The following is a 20,095-nucleotide window of genomic DNA, read 5'->3' as shown; positions in this document are numbered from 1 at the left end:
TATGTCTCAAGAAAATTTACTTTCTTCTATCAAGAACCTTGCGGCCACTGGAGCCTCTATTGCGCAAACGCGCTTAGAGCTACTTTCAGTAGATGTGCAAATTGCCCGTACTAAATTTATCAGTCTCTTGGTAATGATTGTGTGCGCACTGTTCTTTTTGTTCTTCGGACTAGTGATGTTGTCTCTTCTCATTGTCATTTATAGCTGGGAATCCGATCGTATGCTGGCTCTAGGTCTTTTGACTGGCGGCTTTCTGCTGATTGGCCTCATTCTTACTTTGCTAATTAAACAGTCCTTGGCGACTATGCCCAAGCTTTTTGAGGCATCCATTGCAGAGTTTGCAAAGGATCGCGAGGAGCTTTCACGCTAATGCAAAAGTTATCAGCACTAGAGCTGCGTCAGCATGAGCTACAAGCTCAGGCCCATCGTGAGCGCAAAGAATTAGCCACGCATTTTGAGCCTTGGGAAAAGCCATTATCTTGGGCTGATAAAGGCGTAGATATTTTTAATTTCTTTAAAGGCAATCCTGTTTTACTTACTGGCGTCTTTGCTGCTCTAGCCCACTACAAGCCTAAATTGGCTAGCAGAGTATTGGCTTTTGGGTGGGGCGCTATGAAGCTTTTTAAAAGTACCAAACACCTAATTTAGGTTTTTAGTACCGATCGATTGATGATCTGGTGTTGATTTAAAAGTGCGCTGCCATTCAGAAATTCTATTTCTAAAAAGGTGAGGGCACCAACTACTTCAAAACCTGCACTACGAATGAGTTTATCAGCCGAGATTAAAGTTCCACCAGTCGCTAAAACATCATCCAGTAACAGAACTTTAGCTCCAGAAGGTAGTATCGATTGCGCAATTTCTAAAGAGTCAGTCCCGTATTCCAGTCCATACGATTCTCGATGGCTTGCTAAAGGTAATTTATTAGGTTTACGAGCTAAGGCAAGGCCTTTATGGGCATGATGGGCTAGGGCAGATCCAAAGATGAAGCCTCTCGCTTCAATTCCCAGAATGTGGGTGTAATCAAATTCTTGGGCTATGGAATTAAGCTGATGTATCGCCTCTTTAAATGCAGCAGGATTTGCCAGCAATGGCGAGATATCTCGAAAGAGAATTCCGGGCTTGGGAAAATCAGGCACTCCAGGGAGATAATCTAATAAATTCATTTTGCTGTTTTAATCTTTAGTATGAAAAACGATCTTCTGATTATCGCCGCCCTAGAGGCAGAGCTCAATCGTGATGCCTTGCCCGCGGGGGTTAGGATTGTATATACCGGTGTCGGTAAGATTAATGCCTCGATTGCGAGCTATCAGGCAATTCATCAACTAAAGCCAAGCAGAATTATTAATTTCGGGACTGCCGGAAAGATTAATCCCCAGATTCATGGATTACTCGAAATCGGCGTAGTCATTCAAAGGGATATGAATGCTGAGCCTCTAGCACCGCGTGGCAAGACTCCATACAGCCATATGCCAGTGAAGTATCTCTCCAGCAGTGGTATTTATGTCTGCGGAACAGGCGATAGTTTTGTTAATTCTCATGATGATTGGCTTCATCAGCAAAAAGTAGATTTGGTTGATATGGAGCTATTTGCAATTGCTGCAGTTGCACATCATCACGGTATTCCTTGGCAGTCGTTTAAATACATCACTGATGATGCTAATGAAAGCGCTGGCGCAGAGTGGCAGGGAAAAGTCAATCATGGGCATGATCTTTATATAGATAAGCTCCATGAGATTTTGGATTCCTTCTAGCTTATATACAATAACTGATTTCCTCAATGAGACATTGATAAAAGACGGTTTTTCGGGAAAACCCGAGCTCTAAAATACTCATAAATTCATTAGCATTCAAGTTGCAGAAGTAAATAAAATGACTTAATCAATAATGGAAGAGACATGAAAAAAATCAAGATTAGCTTACTGCTTACCACTATTACAGGTTTTGCCGCAACTGGTGCAATGGCTCAGTCAAAGGCAAATGCATGGGAGGGTGCATACGGACAACTAGGCGTGGGTTACGGAAACTTTGCGCCATCCATTAGCAATGGCACGGCCACCATTCCAACTGGTAGATCTGCTCCGTATCCTGCAACTATCCCTGGCACCACAACGGCGACTAATGTGAATAACATTAATACTGGCTTAGTAAGTTTAGCGGCAGGCTATAACTTTGGTATTAATCAGAGTTATGTATTAGGTATTGGCGCTACTTATTATCCTGGTGCTAGCTCCTCTGCAACTGGCACATTGAATACTTTATATAACGGGAATGTAGTCGGTAGCACAAATGCGACTTACAACATTAAGAATCTGTACAACATTTTCTTAAGCCCAGGATATGTTATCGATAAAGACCGTTTAGCCTATTTGAAGATTGGTTATACCTCTGCAACGATTGGTCTATCCTCACCAATTCTGGCATACAACTCCTCTACCTTAACTGGGGTGAATATTGGCTTGGGCTATAAACAGATGATCGACACCCAGTGGTACGCCTTTGGTGAGTTCAATTACGCTTCTTATGGAAGTCAAACAGCATCAGCCACGACAACAACAGGTACTTCTGTTAGCAATTCTATAAAAGGTACAGGTACTGACGTAATAGTGGGCGTTGGATACCGCTTCTAAGATTGCATTGGCAGCAGATCAAGCCCTCAATGCGAGGGCTTTTTCATTTGTGGCAATATTTAGAATAAACCTTACGGGATCTATACTTAGCGATAATATTAAGATACATGAGACAAGGCTTGGACTATGACTAACCCCAGTAAGCCATGGCTAAAAAGCTACCCCGACGGTGTTCCTCACGCCTTAGATCCATCATCCTACTATTCATTAGTAGAGATGTTTGAAGAATCATTTGCAAACTTCCCCAATCGCAACGCATGTGAATACCTTGGCAAATTCATGACTTATCAAGAGTTGGATGATCAGTCAAAAAACTTTGCAGCCTACTTACAATCCCTTGAACTTGAGCCGGGTTCTCGGGTTGCCATCATGTTGCCCAATGTCATTCAGTATCAGATAGCGATGATGGGTGTTTTGCGTGCAGGCTTTGTAGTGGTGAATGTCAATCCTCTGTATACCGCTAGAGAGTTGGAATACCAACTCAAAGACAGTGGCGCTTCTGTATTGATCATCTTAGAAAACTTTGCCCATGTGTATCAAAAGATTGCAAAGCAAGTCCCTGTAAAAAAGACCGTTGTTACGAGCTTGGGTGAATTCATTGGAATTAAGGGGGTAGTGGTTGACCTTGTCGTTCGCCACATTAAGAAGGTCGTTCCTAGTTGGAGTCTGCCTCAGAGCATTCGATTTAAAGAGACCCTGAAAATTGGTGCAGGGATTCATTTCCATAAGCCAAAAATTTCTGTCGATAATCCTGCCTTTTTGCAATACACGGGGGGTACTACGGGCGTTTCCAAAGGCGCCGTTCTTACACATCAAAATATTTTGGCCAATGCAAAGCAAATTGAGTTATGGCTTGAGCCTGGACTAAAAGGCAAACATATTGAGCAACTCATTTTTTTATGTGCCTTACCTCTGTATCACATCTTTGCCCTGACAGCCTGCGCAGTATTTGGCGCGCGCAAGGGTGGTATGTTGATTATGGTTCCCAATCCTCGGGATATTCCGGGATTTATTAAACTTCTAAAGTCCCACCCCAATCTTCATATTTTCCCTGGTGTGAACACCTTATTTAATGCCTTAATTCATCGGCCTGAGTTTTCTAAAATTAAACTGTCTAATTTATTGGTCACTATTGGTGGTGGCATGGCAATGCAAAAGATAGTGGCTGATGAGTGGCAAAAATTGACTGGCGTTCCTATAGCAGAAGGTTATGGTTTATCTGAAACTTCACCAGTAGCATGCGTTAATACACCACTCATTACTGGATTTACAGGCCATGTTGGTTTACCTGTGCCAGGTACGGAGGTCATCATCTTAGGTGAAGATGGTATGGAAGTTCCTTTGGGGCAGCTTGGTGAGATCTGTATTCGGGGACCCCAGGTGATGACTCAATATTGGAACATGCCAGAAGAAACGCGCAACGCCTTTACTGCCGATGGATATTTTCGCTCAGGCGATATTGGCATGATGGATACCGATGGTTATGTCAAGATTATCGATCGCAAAAAAGATATGATTATTGTGTCTGGCTTCAAAGTGTTTCCAAACGAAGTAGAGGAAGTTTTATCTTTGATGCCTGGAATTTTAGAGTGTGCGGTTGTCGGCACACCAGACGACGAAACTGGTGAAGCGGTCAAAGTCTTCATCGTTAAAGAGCATGAACATCTTACCGAAGAGCAAGTTTTTGCGTATTGCAAGCAGCAGATGACAAACTATAAGCGCCCTAAGAAAATTATTTTCCGCTCAGATCTGCCAAAATCCAATGTTGGAAAAATATTGCGACGTGAATTAAGGGATTAATGTCAATATTGATTCGTTCCTTTCTGTTTTATCTGTACCTAATATCGATCACGATGATTGCAGGCTTGTTTTGCATCCTGTTTACAGCATTTACCAGTGCTCAGCAACGATATATATTATTTCGTTACTGGAGCGGCCTGAATTTATTGATGCTAGATAAAATTTGTAATATTCAGTGTCGCGTCCTTGGTATGAAGCATGTAATAGAGTGCGGTCCCAAACCAATGATTTTGCTAAGCAAACATCAATCTGCCTGGGAAACCCTTGTGTATCCCTATTTATTTCCCAAAACTTTGTGCTTTGTATCAAAACGGGAGTTGCTATGGCTCCCATTTTTTGGGTGGGCATTAGCATCATTGAAGATGATTACTATTAATCGTGGTGATAGCGATGCAGCACGTGCAGCTGTTGCAGTTCAAGGTAGAGAGCGATTGGCACTGGGTCAATGGATCGCCATTTTTCCGGAAGGCACTAGGACCCCAGTGGGATCCTACCGTCCTTACCGTAAGGGGGGATTTCGCTTGGCGATTGCAACCAATACTGACATTATTCCAGTTGCCCAAAATGCTGGCAATGTTTGGCCACGAAATAGCTTTAGAAAATATCCGGGACTCGTAACGGTCTCGATTGGACCCGTTATATCCGTTAAAGGTAAAACTGAAGAACAAATTCAGACGGAAGTTGAAGGTTGGATCGAGGGAGAAATGCACCGCATCGATCCAGCTGCATATTCACTACGGACAAATTAGTTCTTCGGCGTTTTACCAACTATCGTGACTGCTCTCAAGAAATCAAAGTCCACACCCTTATCTGCTTGCATAACCGTATCTAAAAATAGTTTTTTATAGCCACGCTCAGCAGTAGGTGAGGTGATGGGGTTTTCTTGAGCTCGCTTAGCCAATTCTTCATCGGATATGAGAAGACTAATCTCGCGATTCTGAACACTTAAGCGAATCTGATCACCATTGCGAACATGTGCCAAAGGACCGCCTATCGCAGATTCGGGGGTGACATGTAAAACGATGGTACCAAAAGCAGTACCGCTCATACGACCATCAGAGATGCGCACGATATCCTTTACGCCGGCCCGTGCAAGTTTCATAGGAATGGGAATATAGCCAGCCTCTGGCATCCCCGGTGCACCCTTAGGGCCAATATTTTTGAGAACCAAAATATCATCTGCGGTAACATCTAAATCAGGACTGTCGATACGAGTCACCAGATCTTCAGCATTTTCAAAAACGACTGCGCGGCCAGTATGCTCCATGAGTTTTTCATTGGCAGCAGATTGTTTAATGATTGCACCACCAGGGGCAAGATTGCCATGTAATACCGCAATGCTGCCACGCGGATAAATAGGATTATCAAATTTACGGACAACATCTTGTTTAAAACTTGGGGGTGCTGCATCAATTTCTTCACCCAAGGTCTTGCCTGTTACCGTCATCGTATTTAATTTAAGCAGTGGCTTTAATTCGCGGAGCAGGGTAGTCATGCCACCAGCATCATGAAAGTTTTCCATATAGTGATCGCCAGAAGGCTTTAGATCTACCAGAACCGGTGTTTCATTTCCCATTCTATCTAGCGCATCCAAATCAATTTCGAGGCCCATACGTCCAGCAATAGCAGCGAGATGAACAATGCCATTGGTCGAGCCACCAATGGCAAGCAATACACGCATGGCATTCTCAAAAGCATCTGCTGTTAGAACTTTATCGATTGTGAGGCCATCTTTAGCCATTTGTACGGCACAAGTACCGGTTTCTTCAGCAATACGAATGCGATCAGCAGTAACAGCTGGTGGTGTGGCACCTCCAGGGACTGTCATCCCAAGTGCCTCAGAAATGCAGGCCATCGTACTAGCAGTGCCCATAACCGAACAGGTTCCCACGCTGGCAACCAGTTGATCATTTACTTCATCTTTTTCAATTTCATCAATTTCACCGGCGCGGAACTTACCCCAGTAACGGCGACAATCAGTACAGGCGCCAACCCGTTCGCTGCGATGTGAGCCAGTAAGCATTGATCCGGTGATTAATTGAATAGCAGGTAAACCAGCAGAAGCAGCGCCCATCATTTGAGCCGGTACTGTTTTATCGCAACCACCAATCATCACTACAGCATCCATCGGCTGTGCACGGAGCATTTCTTCGGTATCCATGGACATGAGATTGCGTAGAAACATACTGGTAGGAGCTGCAAAGCTTTCATGAATCGAGATTGTTGGAAAGTCCATCGGCAATCCGCCGGCAAGCATCACGCCCCGTTTTACAGCCTCTATTAGTTGAGGCATATTTCCATGGCAAGGATTAAATGCGCTGCCTGTATTGATGATGCCAATCACGGGACGATCTAGTGCGCTATTGGTATAGCCAGCGCCCTTAATAAAGGCTTTGCGTAAGAATAAAGAGAAGCCCTTATCTCCATAACTCGTGAGACCTTTGCGTAAGCCGCTTTCAGGTTTTTGATCGGATTGATTTTTAGGCTTTGAACTCATAATGGTCTTTTTGTCTCCACAACGATATTTTATTTAATATTACAGATCTCTATTGATATTAAAGGTGATTGTAGCTATACAGGCACCAGCACGCTTACATTCCGCCACCCCAGCGATATTGCCAGGAAATTCCAATCAAATCATAGCTGTTATTAGTACGAGAGTAGGCTCCAGTACTACCATAGATCTTGATTGAATTTTGTTTATCCAGTGGATAGGAAAAGGTGGCACCAAAACGCCAATTTTCTTGAGAACTGCCGACAGGGTTACCGTTCAAAAACGCTTGCCCTCCAAAGTAGTAGGTGGCATCTGCTGAAAGCCATGCGGTATTGGGAAAGTAATAGATTGCATGCGTTTGAGTTGAATAGATAGGGCTTTGCGAAAGCGTATTGCCACCTAAGAAACTATTGTTGCTAGTGTAGATAGTTGCTGATCCAGCTAATTCCAGGCGCCAAGGACCTATGGCTTGAGATGCGCCGATACCGGGTTGGATAAACCAGCGATTGGCACCAACATTAAACATTTGTTGATTGTTGTACTGACCCCAGGGAATGGATGCAGCGAGACTGGCACCGATGATGAGATCTTGTTGATAGTTTTTAAACTCATCTAGGGTGAGTGCTGGTGCACCATACAGATTGATTGAAGCTTTAATCAGAGGATCTGAAAGACCTTCTGAAGAAGCATTTATGGTTTGAGCCCCCAGTTTTCCTGTGCCCGTGAGCTCCGCATATGGCAACACCACAGTAATTTTTCCAGACTGGCCAAAGGCATCAAAGATATGGGTAAAACTCGCCACCTCGGTAGTGAGCTTATATGAACCACTGGAGGCTTGAGCTATTCCTGCGCTGGCAAAGTTAATTCCTATTGGCGCATTGGAATAGGCGCGAGCTTCAATTTCTTGAGCTTGAACGCTTGCCCCTAGGCAAAATAATAGGCAGATGAAAAAAAGTTGTAGGCAAGACCTCAAAAATTTAAGGCTTAGAGCTTGTCTCATCAGGGATTTTTTTTTCGCCAAACAGGATCGCAATGGTTGCATCAGTACCTAAGGCTAGTTTTGTACCAACCAATACTAGATAGGGACAAACAATTAACCAATACACAATACACATAGCAAGAATACGCAAAGGATCTGATTGGCCAAATGCCATCATAGAATCCAAAAAGGGCTTCCCATTAATTAAGCCATGCACACCAGCTTCTAGATAATTTAAGGCTAGCACAATCAAAACATAGAGCAAGGATTGAAATAAAAGGGATCTTATAAGCCCCTCTTTTTTATTTACTTTCATTGGAAATACGGCCTGTCCAATCAGGAGAAACTTAGCAGATAGCGCCCCTTTAATCATGGCGAACCCAAAGATCGATAGTGGGATGGGACGCTCATCCAAAATAGTGACTGCTAAAAAGCTAATAGCGCAAAACCAAGCACTAAAGTAAACCGAAAGGGCAAAAGCCTTTTTGGCTTCGTCCTCAATTTTCTTCTTTAAGTCGGGGTGGGCCAATTTGCCCTTTGTAGGTGTATTCATTGCATTATTGTATGTGCTTGAAATAAAAAAGAAAAAGGCCGCCTAATTAGCGACCTTTTCAGATTTGGCTCCTCGACCTGGGCTCGAACCAGGGACCTACGGATTAACAGTCCGGCGCTCTACCGACTGAGCTATCGAGGAATAAGACGATATTATAGCAAGATGAAATCATCGCTTCCTACTTCCCTGCAGATCCCTAAAGTACTGACTATTGCTGGGTCAGACAGTGGAGGCGGTGCGGGAATACAGGCTGACCTGAAGACCATTGCAGCATTGGGGGGGTATGGTATGTCAGTTATCACCGCGATTACTGCTCAAAATACCTTGGGCGTTACACGAATTCAAGATATTGACCTCGATGTGATTGAGGCGCAAATTGATGCTGTCTTAGTTGATATAGGTGCTGATATTGTCAAAATTGGGATGTTAGCTAGCCCTGAAATTGTGCGCGTAGTTGCAACAACTTTACGTCGTCACGGCATTCAGAAAATGGTGCTTGATCCGGTATTGCGGGCTACTTCTGGAGCAAGTTTAGGTGGTGACGATACTGCGCAGGCCATCATTACTGAATTATTTCCAATGGCGTCCTTAGTGACTCCCAATATGGATGAGGCGGCCTTATTATTAGGTCGCAATCTGAAGAGTCCAGACGATTTTCAGTTAGCAGCGCAAGAGTTACTGGATATGGGGCCACAAGCTGTTTTGATTAAAGGCGGGCATCTCGATGCTACTCATACTCAGATCACAGACTTCTTAATGTGGCGCACCTTAGAAGATGATCTTGAGGTGATTCAATCAAAAGCATTTACGCACTATCGCGTTAATACTGCGAATACCCATGGCACAGGATGCACCTTAGCCTCTGCAATTTCAACGTATTTAGTTCAAGGTCATGACCTCAGTCATGCGGTTGCTAAAGGGATTGCCTTCGTTGAGGCAGGCCTAGAGGCCGGTCGATTCTTAAGTATTGGAGAGGGCCCAGGACCACTTTGGCATATGCATGATTTTTACCCAACTGCTTTAAGCGATGAAAAGGGTAAGTATTAAATACTCGTCTGATTAGGCTCGCATCAAGTTTTGCAATTGTTGAACGGCTGCCTTTGGATCTTTAGCCTGAGTAATTGCTCTCACTACTGCAATTGAACCTACACCGCTCTTAGCGACTGCATGAATACTGTCTTGATCAATGCCGCCAATAGCAACCAAAGGGTAGTGACTCATTAGTTTGGCATATTGATATAGCCTGCCCAATCCCTGAGGGCTAGTGGGCATCTTCTTAAGGTTCGTTGTAAATACTGCACCCATAGCGATGTAGCTGGGGCAGAAACGATCTGCATACGCCATTTCTGCATATCCATGGGTACTCAATCCCAATCGTAAGCCAGCATCCCTAATGGCATCTAGGTCTGCTGTTTCTAGATCCTCTTGACCCAGATGCACACCATAAGCTCCTGCATCAATCGCTTCTTGCCAATAGTCATTAATAAACAAGAGTGTTTTACTGTTTTCAACTGCTTTTACAGATTCCCGAATTTGTTTTCTAATTTTGATGTGATCTTCTGACTTAAAGCGCAGCTGGACTGTAGGTAACTCAGCATCCACCATGCGTTTTACCCAATCGGCATCTGGCATCACACCGTAAAGCCCTAAGCGCTTGGGACATTCTGCAAAAGCATTGGGATTCATATTGCGCGTCCAAGGCAATAAATCAAACTGCTCAGGTCTGTTTGGCCATTTGAGGGCATTAAATCCACCATCTTGAGCTGCCATACGCGACCAAGCTTTACCCAAAATTTTGGCATCCTTTTCTATAAAGCCCATTTCAATAGCGCCTAATGCACCAGCTAACTCGTAATGATCGGAGGCCGCCTCATTATCAATCATGGGTGGTGGTGAATTCAGGCTGTATTGCGGAAGCGGAAGACATAAATCATCAACACGATGTGCCGCAACAATCTGATCTGCAAGGTCGCGTACAAGGCTCATGGAATTTTTCTCATTAACTTTGATGCCAAAAAGGCGTCCCTACTAAAGGGGTACTTGCTTGTGCTGAGGCTTGTGGTTTCATTGCGCCAGATAAATACGCTGAGCGACCTGCATCAACGGCCATTGCAAATGCTTTTGCCATAACAACTGGATCATCTGCTAGAGCTACTGCAGTATTCAGTAAGACGCCATCAAATCCCCATTCCATCACACTACAAGCATGTGATGGAAGGCCCAGGCCTGCATCTACTAGGAGTGGTACCTTAAGGCGGTCACGCAAGAGTTTCATGGCATAAGGATTTAGTGGTCCTTGACCAGTGCCAATGGGAGCTGCCCAAGGCATGACTGCTTGGCAGCCAACGTCGACTAAACGCTGACACAATATTAAATCTTCCGTGCAATATGGCAAGACCTTAAAGCCATCTTTAATGAGTGTTTGCGCAGTATCAACTAAACGCAAGGTATCGGGTTGTAAAGTGTAGTCATCGCCAATGAGTTCAAGCTTGATCCAGTCAGTTTCAAAAACTTCACGTGCCATTTGTGCGGTAGTAATCACCTCTTGAGGGCTATGGCAGCCAGCTGTATTAGGCAGGACCGGTACCGCCATTTTTTTTAATAATTCCCAAAATCCACTATATGCTTCAGTTGTAGAGCTTCCTTGACGGCGCAAGCTCACAGTAATCATTGCTGGCTTAGCAAGGTTGACAGCAGTTTCTAAAACATGCGGCGAGGGATAGCGCGAGGTACCTAGCAATAAGCGACTTGTAAAGATTTCACCATACAGCACCAAGGGATCGGCGCCGTTAAGGGTTTGAGGTATTGGTGCTGTCATCAATATCCTCTATTAACCGCCTGTTACGGGGGCAATGATTTCAACTTGATCATTTTCATTGAGAGAAAATTGTGCATGTTGGTGTTTGGGGACAAATTGCAGGTTTACAGCAACAGCATATGGAGGTTTAGCACCTATCAGCGTGAGGGCATCGGTCACGACACTTTGCCCGGGCAATTCATATTCAAGTTGATTGACAATCACACGCATACTTCTGCCCCAGCAGCAATTGTTTTCTTGGAGATCTTTAACCCCAAGTCAAGAGCTGTTTTGCTATCACCCTGTTCTAAAATTTCTATCGCACAGTCCAGGATTGCCGGTGCAATCATAAAACCATGGCGATACAAACCATTGATCATGATCAAATCAGATAAGCCTTTATCTTTTTGAATTTGGATAGCAGGTAAATTGTCTTGTAAGGTTGGACGACACTGCGTTGCCATCTCTAAAATGCGTGCTTCAGCAAAGCCACTATGCACGGTATAAACAGCACTGAGTAATTCCATCGCTGAACGCACACTCATTTCAGATAAGTCATCAGATTCAATTTCCGTAGCGCCTACGACATAAATATCATTTTCTTTAGGTGCGATATAAATCGGGTAGCGCGGATGAATTAAGCGAGTTGGTCTACGCAGCTTTACTTCTGGGGCATAAAGACGGAGAACTTCACCACGAACTCCACGTAAAGCTGTACTGGTTTTATTCCATGTTGATTGTGCACCTACGCCACGACAGTCAATCACTTGATCATATGACCCTAAACTACGTACTAACTCAGGATTAGTTTCACAATGCCAATGACAGTTCACCGAACTATTGGCTAGCTCAACAGCAAGCGCATCTAGCAACTGACGATTATCTAGCTGACCTTCATTGGGCAAATATAAGCCTTGATTAAAGCGATCTGCTACTCCTGGTTCAAGATTGCGCAGTGCTTGATTATCTAGCGTTTGTGGAGCATGTAGCGCTGCATTATTGAGGCAATTTTTCTCTAAGTGGGCGGCAAAGCGTTCCGCTTCACTGGCATCTTGTCTATGCCACAAAATAAGGGTGCCATCTTGCTGAAAATAAACCGGAGTACTGAGGTCTTTAATCAGTGATTTCCACCGAGGCAGACTATAAATCCCCATGCGCACTACCGCATCTTCGGTAATGGCCGATTCTGCAAGAGGAGCCAACATCGCTGCAGCAATGCGCGCAGCAGCATGACTTGCATCGGGACCACCTTTATCAAATAGATCTACCTGAGCACCTCGCTTGGCAAGCGTAATAGCGAGTAGCCGACCCATCAGGCCGGCTCCAACGATGGCAAACTTGCTATGCGAGATGCTGCTTTTCGTCATGCTTATTGATAAATTTCACTACCGCGCTTACGGAACTCTGCAGACATTTCTTCCATGCCTTTATCGGCATCTTGTGTGACCTGTGCAATCGGAATAACTTTGCCAGGTACTTTAGGGTTGCCATCGGCATCTAAAGTTGCTGCATAGTCACGCACTTCTTGTGTGATCTTCATGGAGCAAAACTTCGGTCCACACATGGAGCAAAAGTGAGCAATCTTGGCACCTTCAGCTGGGAGTGTAGCGTCATGGTATTCACGCGCACGCTCTGGATCTAAGCCAAGATTAAATTGGTCTTCCCAGCGGAATTCAAATCGTGCTTTCGATAAAGCGTTATCACGCAGTTGAGCGCCTGGTAAACCTTTTGCTAAGTCAGCACCATGGGCTGCAATTTTGTAAGTAATGATTCCTTCGCGGACATCCTCTTTATCTGGCAAGCCAAGGTGCTCTTTTGGCGTTACATAACAAAGCATTGCAGTGCCGTACCAGCCAATTTGAGCTGCACCAATGCCGCTGGTAATGTGATCGTATCCCGGTGCGATATCGGTAATCAGTGGTCCAAGGGTGTAGAAGGGGGCTTCAAGGCAATGCTTGAGTTCTTCAGTCATATTTTCTTCAATGCGTTGCATCGGTACATGGCCGGGACCTTCAATCATGACTTGAACATCATGCTTCCAGGCTTTAGCTGTTAACTCTCCAAGCGTATGAAGTTCGCCAAACTGAGCGGCATCATTAGAGTCAGCAATACAACCTGGACGCAGTCCATCTCCCAAGCTGAAGGAAACATCATAGGCTTTCATGATTTCACAGATTTCATCAAATCTGGTGTAGAGGAAGTTTTCTTTGTGATGCGCTAAACACCACTTAGCCATGATCGATCCGCCGCGCGATACGATGCCTGTAATGCGATCTGCAGTGAGAGGAACATAGCGCAATAAGACACCCGCATGAATGGTGAAGTAATCCACACCTTGTTCGGCTTGTTCTACTAAAGTATCGCGGAACATTTCCCAAGTGAGATCTTCGGCAATACCACCAGTCTTATCAAGCGCCTGATAAATCGGCACTGTACCAATAGGAACAGGAGAGTTACGAATAATCCACTCCCGCGTTTCGTGAATGTGTTTCCCAGTGGATAAATCCATAATGGTGTCAGCGCCCCAACGAATTGACCAAACCATTTTCTCTACTTCTTCATTAATGGATGAAGTCACCGCTGAATTGCCTAAGTTGCCGTTAATCTTTACCCGGAAGTTGCGTCCAATGATCATAGGCTCTAACTCTGGGTGGTTAATATTGGCCGGAATAATGGCTCGACCAGCAGCGATTTCAGAGCGAACGAATTCACCAGTGACAATATCGGGAAGGTTTGCACCGTAGCTCTTGCCGGGATGCTGCTTCAGTAATTGTTTGTATTCTGGATTCTTACGCAGTTGCTCTAGACCCATGGATTCGCGAAGGGCCACATATTCCATTTCAGGCGTGACAATGCCTTGGCGCGCGTAATGCATTTGGCTCACATTCTGACTGGTCTTAGCAACGCGCGGGGCACTTATGTGGGCGAAACGAAGACTTTGCGTTGCTTCATCTTGGGATCTCGCAACACCATATTCCGAGCTTGGTCCAGCAAGTTGTACTGTGTCATTGCGCTCTTCAATCCAAGCTTCACGCAATCTCGGCAATCCCATTTCAAGATTGATGAGAATATCTGGATCGCTATAAGGACCAGAGGTGTCGTAGACCGGAACAGGGGGATTTACAATGAGCTCTTCACCAACGCGAGTAGGCAATTGCTCAATCATACGAATGGGCGCTTTCACGTCTGCACGAGAACCCTGTAAGTAGGTTTTCGTAGATGCAGGGTATGCAAATTTTTGACCGAAGTCTCGCTCTAAGCTTTTGATGCTTGGAATCTCATGCTTGGTGTTTTGTTTATTGCTCATGTCCATCTCCTGACTGTTTTTAGATGGACGAAACCGGGTGTGTCGGTCTGATGTAACTCCCCACGCCAGCATTACCTGGATCGGGTTCTAGGGTCTTTCTCAGCGCCTCTTAGCTCTAATTCCAAGAGGGCACCCCTGTTTCATCCTGATGACTATTTAACCATGAATTACTGATTTATGTAATGGCAATTAATCCTATTTGGTGCGGCGCAATATAAAGTCAGCAGTGACAAGGGCAGCATCGCTGGTAAATTCGTCAGCTAAAATTCGGGCTGCCGCCTCAGCTAAGGAAATTTCAATAAAACCACTGACTTCACCATCGTGATTTGTGGGAACAAAGTTATCAGCTAGCTCTAAATCATAGATAAAGAGCAGTTCATCATGAAACCCTCGCCCAGGTATGGGTCGGCGCATATGAATTCTTCCCACCGGTTCAATTTCATCTGCAAGCTTTGCAGGCACCCCAGCTTCTTCCCATAATTCACGTTTTGCACTGACCCAAGGCGTTTCATCTGCAGTAATGCCACCAGCGGCAATATTGTCTAGCTTCCCTGGATCCGTAGCTTTAGTTTCACTGCGCCTGCCAAGCCATAAATTATTTGCTTTGGTAAAGCCATTAATGTGAGTCGCCATGCTGCGAAAGCCAAAAGTACGAAAAGCTGCACGCTCTAAACGAAAGGATTGATGACCGTGTTGATCGAGCCATGCAAAGTCTTCATTACGCCATCCGGGAATAAAGCCTCCCAAACGCATTCTCTGCGCTAGTTGGTAGAGGCTTTCAGACAATTCTTTAGGTCTTCGAAGGGTAATGTTGACCTGATCTGCTCCAATGGATACAAGATCGATTGGATGATTCTCTAAGGTTTCTTGGAGATAAGAAATAAATTCGGGATTAAGATGTCCAATAGTTTGACTGACTGCATTATTAGCTATCAGTTGTATCGGCAAAAAATCTGGAGGCGCGGGGCGTGCGGTGTTTTGCAACATCTCCTCTAGCGCGGCTAATGTGCTGGTTGTAAGCGTATTCATAAGGAAAGTGTAAGAGAAAACAATGGGGTCAACCAAAAAAATCATGCATGGCGGCCAAATATTGGCAAACGCACTTGTCAGACAGGGTGTGGATATTGCCTTTGGCGTCCCTGGCGAGAGTTTTTTGCCGCTGCTAGATGGCTTAGTAGACCAAGGCAATTTTCAATTTATTACCTGCCGCCAAGAGGGCGGCGCTGCCTATATGGCGGAGGCTTACGCCAAGTTAACCGGTAAGCCTGGAGTTGTTATGGTGACGCGAGGGCCCGGTGCCTCTAATGCAATGATCGGCATTCATACAGCCTATCAAGATTCGACTCCAATGGTCTTATTAATTGGTCAAGTAGGTACCGACATGGTGGAGCGCGAAGCTTTTCAGGAGATCGATTACCGTCGCATGTATTCTGAATGTGCAAAGTGGGTTGGCAGTATTGATCGGGTAGACCGGATTGATGAATTTGTATCGCATGCTTTCCACATAGCCCAATCGGGCCGTAAAGGACCCGTGGTTTTGGCTTTGCCTGAGGATGTCCTATATCTTCAAGATGAAGAAAAGCCAACAGCAGCAGCCCATATTGTTCAACCTGGTTTAGATCGTCAGATCTTTGCAAGCGCCATGACTGCATTTGCCAATGCAAAAAATCCCATCATTTTGGCTGGTGGCGGTAATTGGAATTCTGCGGCCTGCGATAGTCTCAAGGCATGGGCCAATCGAGAAGGCGTGCCAGTGGCCACCAGCTTTCGCTCACAAGATCTCATTGATAATCGGGACAACTGTTACGCGGGCGATCTTGGGATTGCGGCTAATCCAGCCCTAGTTAAGCGCATACAAGAAGCTGATGTCTTATTAGTCATTGGTGAACGTTTAGGCGAAATGACTACTGCTGGATACACGGTTCTCATGCCACCACAGTCTCAGAATATCCTCATTCATGTTTTATCAAGTCCTGATGAATTGGGTCGTGTATATCGACCTGAGTATGCTATTAACTGCAGTCCAGAAAATTTCTGTGATGCCCTGGCTGATATCCAAATGGGATCTGCCTATGATCGTAAGCAGATGCAATCTGCCCATCAAGAATATTTAGCGTGGTCTGAACCAGTAAGCGTCCCTGGAAGTATGCAGTTGGCACAGATCATGGCCTCATTAGCGCAAGTTATTCCTCGTGATGCCATTATTACCAATGGCGCAGGAAATTTTGCTACTTGGGTGCATCGCTTTTATCCCTACGGTGGATTTAGAAGTCAACTAGCACCAACGAATGGCTCTATGGGGTATGGTCTTCCAGCAGCTATCGCCGCCAAAATTGCTGAGCCAAATAGAGCGGTGATCGCTGTTTGTGGAGATGGCGATTTCATGATGAATTGCCAGGAGTTGGCAACGGCGGCCAGATATGAAGCTTATCCCATTATTTTGGTGGTAAATAACAGCATGTTGGGGACCATACGAATGCATCAAGAACGCGAATTTACTAAACGCGTAATGGGAACTGGCCTAACTAATCCAGATTTCGTAAAGTTTGCAGAGAGCTTTGGTATTCCAGGTTATCGCGTTAGCAAGACAGAGGAGTTTGCTTCGGTCTTTGAAAAGGCTTTAGCTAGCAATAAGGGCGCTTTGATTGAATTGGTTTTAGATCCAGAGGTTATTACGCCCACAAAGCTTTTATCAAAATTAGCTAAGTAGTAATAGATAACGTTGAGGGATAAAAAAAGAGGAGCAGCGCTCCTCTTTTTGCATATCACTACATAGTATTGTGTTCTTTGTTAGTCAACCTTTGCGCCGGAGTCTTTAACTACCTTAGTCCATTTTGCTATTTCAGCTTTAATAAAACTTGCAAATTGTGTAGGAGTGTTACCAACGGGCTGCGCTCCCATTGCAAGATATTTTTCTTTGACTGATGCGCTATTGATAGCAGCCATTAATTCGGTGCTGTCTTTAGCCAAAATATCAGCAGGCATATTTGCTGGGCCAACAATACCAAACCATGAGGTTGCTTCATAGCCCGGTAAATTTGCAGCTTCGGCAATGGTTGGTAAATCCGGAAAAGCAGGTGAACGCTTTGCACTGGTTACAGCTAGCGCCTTTAAACGTCCAGCGCGAATGTAATTAATGGAAGAAGGTAGATTATCAAACATGATATCCACGTTGCCAGCCATTAAATCGGTTACAGCGGGTGGGCTACCTTTGTAGGGTAGGTGCACCATATAGGTTTTTGTCATCGACTTGAAAAGCTCGCCAGCCATATGAATAGAGGTTCCATTACCACTTGAGGCCATATTCACTTTACCGGGATTCTTCTTGGCATAGGCAATTAAGTCATTGACAGAGTTGATATTGTTTTTGCTGGCAAATTCAGGATTAAGAACCAATACGTTTGGTAATTCAGCTACTAAGGTAATCGGCGTAAAGTCTTTGATTGGATCAAAAGGCATTTTGCCGCCACCTTGGGTATAGAGTGGTTGATTGATTCCGTGCGTACCAACAGAAGCCATTAACCAGGTGTAACCATCAGGAGCAGACTTGGCGACAATTTCTGCGCCGATATTTCCTCCGGCACCTGGCTTGTTATCAATAATCACATTCCATTTGTTAGTGGTAAGTAATTCATTTTGTAAAGGTCTTGCTACGTTGTCAGTTGCCCCGCCTGCTGGAAATGGCACCACAAAGCGAATCGGCTTATTTGGATAATTACTTTGTGCGTAGGAAGGAAAAGAGAATGTTATTAACGCTGAGATACTCGCTAATGCAGCGCCTAGATGCACAATCTTTTTTAAGTTACTTGCCATATATCACATCTCCATTTTTTATAGATCCCTATCACATTTTTACATGAGGTGATATTTAGGGTTTGTTGTTATGCACAATTTAAACCATTTCCTATGGGGTTGTCATAAATGCTTAACAATTGAGCATGCTAGCTTGCTCTATATAAATCTACGACTTACGAAAACTTTTATCGATTTATCCACAAGGCCTGTGGATAAGTTTTATTATTTTCTGGTCCCGCCGACAGGAATCGAACCTGTATCCCACGCTTAGGAGGCATGTGCACTATCCATTGTGCTACGGCGAGAATGATAAAAAGTTAAAAGTATGCTAGCAAATGCTAAGCTTATTACCACCCACAAAGTGCCCAAACTTGATTCGTAATGGCGATCATCATGTCAGGTGCAAAGTAGGAGGAAAAAACTAAAAATAAAACTACTCCAATACAGGGGTATAAAAACCAAGGGGAGAGATACCTTTTTCTCCTCTGAGGGGAATTGTACTTAGGCATTGACGGTTCTAACCAACGCCCGTTCTTTGACTGGTAAATTTACTAAGAAAGCAAAAACTCCCAGGACAATAGCAATTTCCCAAACAATAAGATAAGAGCCGGTGCGGTCAAAGAGATATCCACCAAAAAATGCACCACAGAAACTACCGAGTTGATGTGAGAAGAACACAAGGCCCGATAACATCGTTAAATATTTCACGCCAAAAATCTGTGCCACGATACCGTTGGTGAGAGGGATTGTCGATAACCACAAAAATCCCATGATTGAAGCAAATAGATAAGTACTCCATGGCGAGAGTGGTATTAACAAAAAGCCGGCTATAGCAATAGAGCGTCCTATGTAGATTCCAGAGAGCAAATAACGCTTGGGAAAGCGTTGCCCAAATATTCCCGCGCAATAGGTTCCAAATATATTAAACAGACCAATTAATGCTAAAGCTGTTGTTGCTACTACGGGTGCACCTACAGCTGGGAATAGGCTTGATTGGTCTTTAAGGTAGGGGGCTAGATGAACGGCAATGAACACTACCTGAAAGCCACAAACAAAATATCCCAAGGTCAATAAGCGAAAGCTGGGGTTTCGCATTGCTTCTTTTAATGCTTCCATGATTGTCTGATCGCCCAACTGATGGTGATGAGCAAAATTCCTTTCACGCAACATAAATGCCGTGGGGATCATGAGGCTAGCCATTAATCCCAAAAGTAGCAGTGCATCTTGTGCACCAAAGGCGCTTAATAAACCTTGTTCGACTGGAATCATCAAGAATTGACCAAATGAGCCTGCAGCAGCTGCAATTCCCATCGCCCAAACTCGTTTATCTGCGGGAACATTGCGCCCCAGAATTCCATACACCATGCTGTAGGTGGTAGCGGTTTGGGCAAGTCCAATGAGTAAGCCGCCTGCTAGCGTGAAATTGAGTACATCGTTTGATAAGGCCATCCCTGCCAATCCAAGGGCATATAGAAGCCCACCAGCAAGCATAATTTTGAATGCGCCAAAGCGATCGGCTAGAGCTCCTGTTACTGGCTGGACCGCACCCCAAATGAGATTTTGCAAAGCAATGGTGAAAGCAAAGGTTTCTCGACCCCATCCATTATCTAAAGTAATGGGGAGGTTAAATAAGCCAAATCCATGGCGAATACCCATGGAGAGCGTCACCATGAGGCCTCCAAAGATGAGGACTTGTCTCATCGAGAGGGCTGGTTTGATGGTGGAATTGCTCATGTATGGGTT

20 protein-coding genes, 2 tRNA genes and 1 riboswitch are annotated in these 20,095 nt (G+C 44.6%); of the genes, 8 read left to right on the top strand and 14 right to left on the bottom strand.

The window, feature by feature from the left end:
* The first annotated feature begins 1 nt into the window (after position 1).
* Both ICN38_RS04540 and ICN38_RS04535 read left to right on the top strand, forming a co-directional pair.
* The gene (locus tag ICN38_RS04540) at positions 2–370 is read left to right on the top strand and encodes a phage holin family protein (protein WP_216255637.1); all 369 of its coding nucleotides are present in this window, start codon (positions 2–4) and stop codon (positions 368–370) included.
* Entirely contained in the window at positions 370–648 is a 279-nt protein-coding gene (locus ICN38_RS04535; RefSeq protein WP_216255635.1) for a YqjK-like family protein, read from the top strand. Before ICN38_RS04540 ends, ICN38_RS04535 begins: the two co-directional genes overlap by 1 nt.
* Here ICN38_RS04535 and ICN38_RS04530 read toward each other — a convergent pair.
* Positions 645–1,163 carry an adenine phosphoribosyltransferase gene (locus tag ICN38_RS04530; RefSeq protein WP_216255633.1) on the bottom strand — a complete coding sequence of 173 codons (519 nt, stop codon included), beginning with the start codon at positions 1,161–1,163 and terminating at the stop codon, positions 645–647. The two genes, ICN38_RS04535 and ICN38_RS04530, sit on opposite strands and share 4 nt — an antisense overlap.
* Positions 1,164–1,184: 21 nt before the next feature.
* On the opposite strand from ICN38_RS04530, the gene ICN38_RS04525 reads away from it, so the two are divergent.
* The 4 genes from ICN38_RS04525 (at position 1,185) to ICN38_RS04510 (ending at position 5,176) form a co-directional block, all read left to right on the top strand.
* Positions 1,185–1,751: a 5'-methylthioadenosine nucleosidase gene (locus ICN38_RS04525; protein WP_216255631.1), complete on the top strand. Its 567-nt coding sequence runs from the start codon at positions 1,185–1,187 to the stop codon at positions 1,749–1,751.
* A gap of 144 nt (positions 1,752–1,895) precedes the next feature.
* Positions 1,896–2,627 carry an outer membrane protein gene (locus ICN38_RS04520; protein ID WP_216255629.1) on the top strand — a complete coding sequence of 244 codons (732 nt, stop codon included), beginning with the start codon at positions 1,896–1,898 and terminating at the stop codon, positions 2,625–2,627.
* A 126-nt stretch (positions 2,628–2,753) separates the two neighbouring features.
* Positions 2,754–4,427 carry an AMP-binding protein gene (locus ICN38_RS04515; protein ID WP_216255627.1) on the top strand — a complete coding sequence of 558 codons (1,674 nt, stop codon included), beginning with the start codon at positions 2,754–2,756 and terminating at the stop codon, positions 4,425–4,427.
* Complete coding sequence (locus ICN38_RS04510) at positions 4,427–5,176, top strand: 1-acyl-sn-glycerol-3-phosphate acyltransferase (protein ID WP_216255625.1); 750 nt, start codon at positions 4,427–4,429, stop codon at positions 5,174–5,176. Before ICN38_RS04515 ends, ICN38_RS04510 begins: the two co-directional genes overlap by 1 nt.
* On the opposite strand, the gene ICN38_RS04505 is transcribed toward ICN38_RS04510, so the two are convergent.
* From ICN38_RS04505 to ICN38_RS04490, 4 genes are all read right to left on the bottom strand, one after another.
* Positions 5,173–6,924 carry an IlvD/Edd family dehydratase gene (locus ICN38_RS04505; protein WP_216255621.1) on the bottom strand — a complete coding sequence of 584 codons (1,752 nt, stop codon included), beginning with the start codon at positions 6,922–6,924 and terminating at the stop codon, positions 5,173–5,175. The genes ICN38_RS04510 and ICN38_RS04505 overlap by 4 nt on opposite strands.
* A 94-nt stretch (positions 6,925–7,018) precedes the next feature.
* Positions 7,019–7,921: a transporter gene (locus ICN38_RS04500; protein WP_216255619.1), complete on the bottom strand. Its 903-nt coding sequence runs from the start codon at positions 7,919–7,921 to the stop codon at positions 7,019–7,021.
* Entirely contained in the window at positions 7,899–8,453 is a 555-nt protein-coding gene (locus ICN38_RS04495) for a hypothetical protein (RefSeq protein WP_216255618.1), read from the bottom strand. Before ICN38_RS04495 ends, ICN38_RS04500 begins: the two co-directional genes overlap by 23 nt.
* A 65-nt stretch (positions 8,454–8,518) precedes the next feature.
* A tRNA-Asn gene (locus tag ICN38_RS04490) sits at positions 8,519–8,594 on the bottom strand.
* A 21-nt stretch (positions 8,595–8,615) separates the two neighbouring features.
* On the opposite strand from ICN38_RS04490, the gene thiD reads away from it, so the two are divergent.
* Positions 8,616–9,500: a bifunctional hydroxymethylpyrimidine kinase/phosphomethylpyrimidine kinase gene (gene thiD / locus ICN38_RS04485; protein ID WP_216255616.1), complete on the top strand. Its 885-nt coding sequence runs from the start codon at positions 8,616–8,618 to the stop codon at positions 9,498–9,500.
* A gap of 12 nt (positions 9,501–9,512) precedes the next feature.
* Here the strand turns inward: thiD and thiE are convergent, their stop codons facing one another.
* The 6 genes from thiE to ICN38_RS04455 form a co-directional block, all read right to left on the bottom strand.
* Positions 9,513–10,439, bottom strand: a complete 927-nt coding sequence (gene thiE, locus ICN38_RS04480) for a thiamine phosphate synthase (protein WP_216255614.1) — start codon at positions 10,437–10,439, stop codon at positions 9,513–9,515.
* A gap of 13 nt (positions 10,440–10,452) precedes the next feature.
* Positions 10,453–11,271, bottom strand: coding sequence for a thiazole synthase (locus ICN38_RS04475; protein ID WP_216862712.1), 819 nt, complete (start codon positions 11,269–11,271; stop codon positions 10,453–10,455).
* Between the two features lie 12 nt (positions 11,272–11,283).
* Positions 11,284–11,481 (bottom strand): sulfur carrier protein ThiS, encoded by a 198-nt coding sequence (gene thiS / locus ICN38_RS04470; protein ID WP_216255612.1) that lies wholly within the window; start codon positions 11,479–11,481, stop codon positions 11,284–11,286.
* Positions 11,472–12,617, bottom strand: a complete 1,146-nt coding sequence (gene thiO / locus ICN38_RS04465; RefSeq protein WP_216255610.1) for a glycine oxidase ThiO — start codon at positions 12,615–12,617, stop codon at positions 11,472–11,474. The genes thiS and thiO overlap by 10 nt, the downstream gene beginning before the upstream one ends.
* A gap of 2 nt (positions 12,618–12,619) precedes the next feature.
* Positions 12,620–14,563, bottom strand: coding sequence for a phosphomethylpyrimidine synthase ThiC (thiC, locus tag ICN38_RS04460; protein ID WP_216862711.1), 1,944 nt, complete (start codon positions 14,561–14,563; stop codon positions 12,620–12,622).
* A 34-nt stretch (positions 14,564–14,597) separates the two neighbouring features.
* Positions 14,598–14,704: riboswitch (TPP riboswitch) on the bottom strand.
* Between the two features lie 48 nt (positions 14,705–14,752).
* On the bottom strand, positions 14,753–15,586 hold the full coding sequence (locus ICN38_RS04455) for an NUDIX hydrolase family protein (RefSeq protein WP_216255609.1): 834 nt from the start codon (positions 15,584–15,586) through the stop codon (positions 14,753–14,755).
* Between the two features lie 22 nt (positions 15,587–15,608).
* Here ICN38_RS04455 and ICN38_RS04450 point away from each other — a divergent pair, with 22 nt between their 5' ends.
* A complete protein-coding gene (locus ICN38_RS04450) occupies positions 15,609–17,267 on the top strand; it encodes a thiamine pyrophosphate-binding protein (protein ID WP_216255606.1) in 1,659 nt (552 codons plus the stop codon).
* A gap of 80 nt (positions 17,268–17,347) precedes the next feature.
* Here ICN38_RS04450 and ICN38_RS04445 read toward each other — a convergent pair whose 3' ends face one another.
* From ICN38_RS04445 to ICN38_RS04435, 3 genes are all read right to left on the bottom strand, one after another.
* Positions 17,348–18,370 carry a tripartite tricarboxylate transporter substrate binding protein gene (locus ICN38_RS04445; protein WP_216255604.1) on the bottom strand — a complete coding sequence of 341 codons (1,023 nt, stop codon included), beginning with the start codon at positions 18,368–18,370 and terminating at the stop codon, positions 17,348–17,350.
* 212 nt (positions 18,371–18,582) lie between these two features.
* Positions 18,583–18,657 (bottom strand) — tRNA-Arg (locus ICN38_RS04440).
* 196 nt (positions 18,658–18,853) lie between these two features.
* Positions 18,854–20,086, bottom strand: a complete 1,233-nt coding sequence (locus tag ICN38_RS04435) for an MFS transporter (RefSeq protein ID WP_216255602.1) — start codon at positions 20,084–20,086, stop codon at positions 18,854–18,856.
* Between the last annotated feature and the right edge of the window lie 9 nt (positions 20,087–20,095).

It is taken from the genome of Polynucleobacter sp. AP-Melu-500A-A1, assembly GCF_018882125.1.
GTDB lineage: Bacteria > Pseudomonadota > Gammaproteobacteria > Burkholderiales > Burkholderiaceae > Polynucleobacter.
The sequence above is the reverse complement of the archived record's forward strand: the minus strand, read 5'-3'. Positions and strand labels throughout refer to the sequence as shown.

Excerpts from the sequence above, each read along its gene's own strand:
- ICN38_RS04540 (WP_216255637.1), top strand. The coding sequence starts at position 2 with ATGTCTCAAGAAAATTTACTTTCTTCTATCAAGAACCTTGCGGCCACT.
- ICN38_RS04535 (WP_216255635.1), top strand. The coding sequence starts at position 370 with ATGCAAAAGTTATCAGCACTAGAGCTGCGTCAGCATGAGCTACAAGCT.
- ICN38_RS04530 (WP_216255633.1), bottom strand. The coding sequence starts at position 1,163 with ATGAATTTATTAGATTATCTCCCTGGAGTGCCTGATTTTCCCAAGCCC.
- ICN38_RS04525 (WP_216255631.1), top strand. The coding sequence starts at position 1,185 with ATGAAAAACGATCTTCTGATTATCGCCGCCCTAGAGGCAGAGCTCAAT.
- ICN38_RS04520 (WP_216255629.1), top strand. The coding sequence starts at position 1,896 with ATGAAAAAAATCAAGATTAGCTTACTGCTTACCACTATTACAGGTTTT.
- ICN38_RS04515 (WP_216255627.1), top strand. The coding sequence starts at position 2,754 with ATGACTAACCCCAGTAAGCCATGGCTAAAAAGCTACCCCGACGGTGTT.
- ICN38_RS04510 (WP_216255625.1), top strand. The coding sequence starts at position 4,427 with ATGTCAATATTGATTCGTTCCTTTCTGTTTTATCTGTACCTAATATCG.
- ICN38_RS04505 (WP_216255621.1), bottom strand. The coding sequence starts at position 6,924 with ATGAGTTCAAAGCCTAAAAATCAATCCGATCAAAAACCTGAAAGCGGC.
- ICN38_RS04500 (WP_216255619.1), bottom strand. The coding sequence starts at position 7,921 with ATGAGACAAGCTCTAAGCCTTAAATTTTTGAGGTCTTGCCTACAACTT.
- ICN38_RS04495 (WP_216255618.1), bottom strand. The coding sequence starts at position 8,453 with ATGAATACACCTACAAAGGGCAAATTGGCCCACCCCGACTTAAAGAAG.
- thiD (WP_216255616.1), top strand. The coding sequence starts at position 8,616 with ATGAAATCATCGCTTCCTACTTCCCTGCAGATCCCTAAAGTACTGACT.
- thiE (WP_216255614.1), bottom strand. The coding sequence starts at position 10,439 with ATGAGCCTTGTACGCGACCTTGCAGATCAGATTGTTGCGGCACATCGT.
- ICN38_RS04475 (WP_216862712.1), bottom strand. The coding sequence starts at position 11,271 with ATGACAGCACCAATACCTCAAACCCTTAACGGCGCCGATCCCTTGGTG.
- thiS (WP_216255612.1), bottom strand. The coding sequence starts at position 11,481 with ATGCGTGTGATTGTCAATCAACTTGAATATGAATTGCCCGGGCAAAGT.
- thiO (WP_216255610.1), bottom strand. The coding sequence starts at position 12,617 with ATGACGAAAAGCAGCATCTCGCATAGCAAGTTTGCCATCGTTGGAGCC.
- thiC (WP_216862711.1), bottom strand. The coding sequence starts at position 14,563 with ATGGACATGAGCAATAAACAAAACACCAAGCATGAGATTCCAAGCATC.
- ICN38_RS04455 (WP_216255609.1), bottom strand. The coding sequence starts at position 15,586 with ATGAATACGCTTACAACCAGCACATTAGCCGCGCTAGAGGAGATGTTG.
- ICN38_RS04450 (WP_216255606.1), top strand. The coding sequence starts at position 15,609 with ATGGGGTCAACCAAAAAAATCATGCATGGCGGCCAAATATTGGCAAAC.
- ICN38_RS04445 (WP_216255604.1), bottom strand. The coding sequence starts at position 18,370 with ATGGCAAGTAACTTAAAAAAGATTGTGCATCTAGGCGCTGCATTAGCG.
- ICN38_RS04435 (WP_216255602.1), bottom strand. The coding sequence starts at position 20,086 with ATGAGCAATTCCACCATCAAACCAGCCCTCTCGATGAGACAAGTCCTC.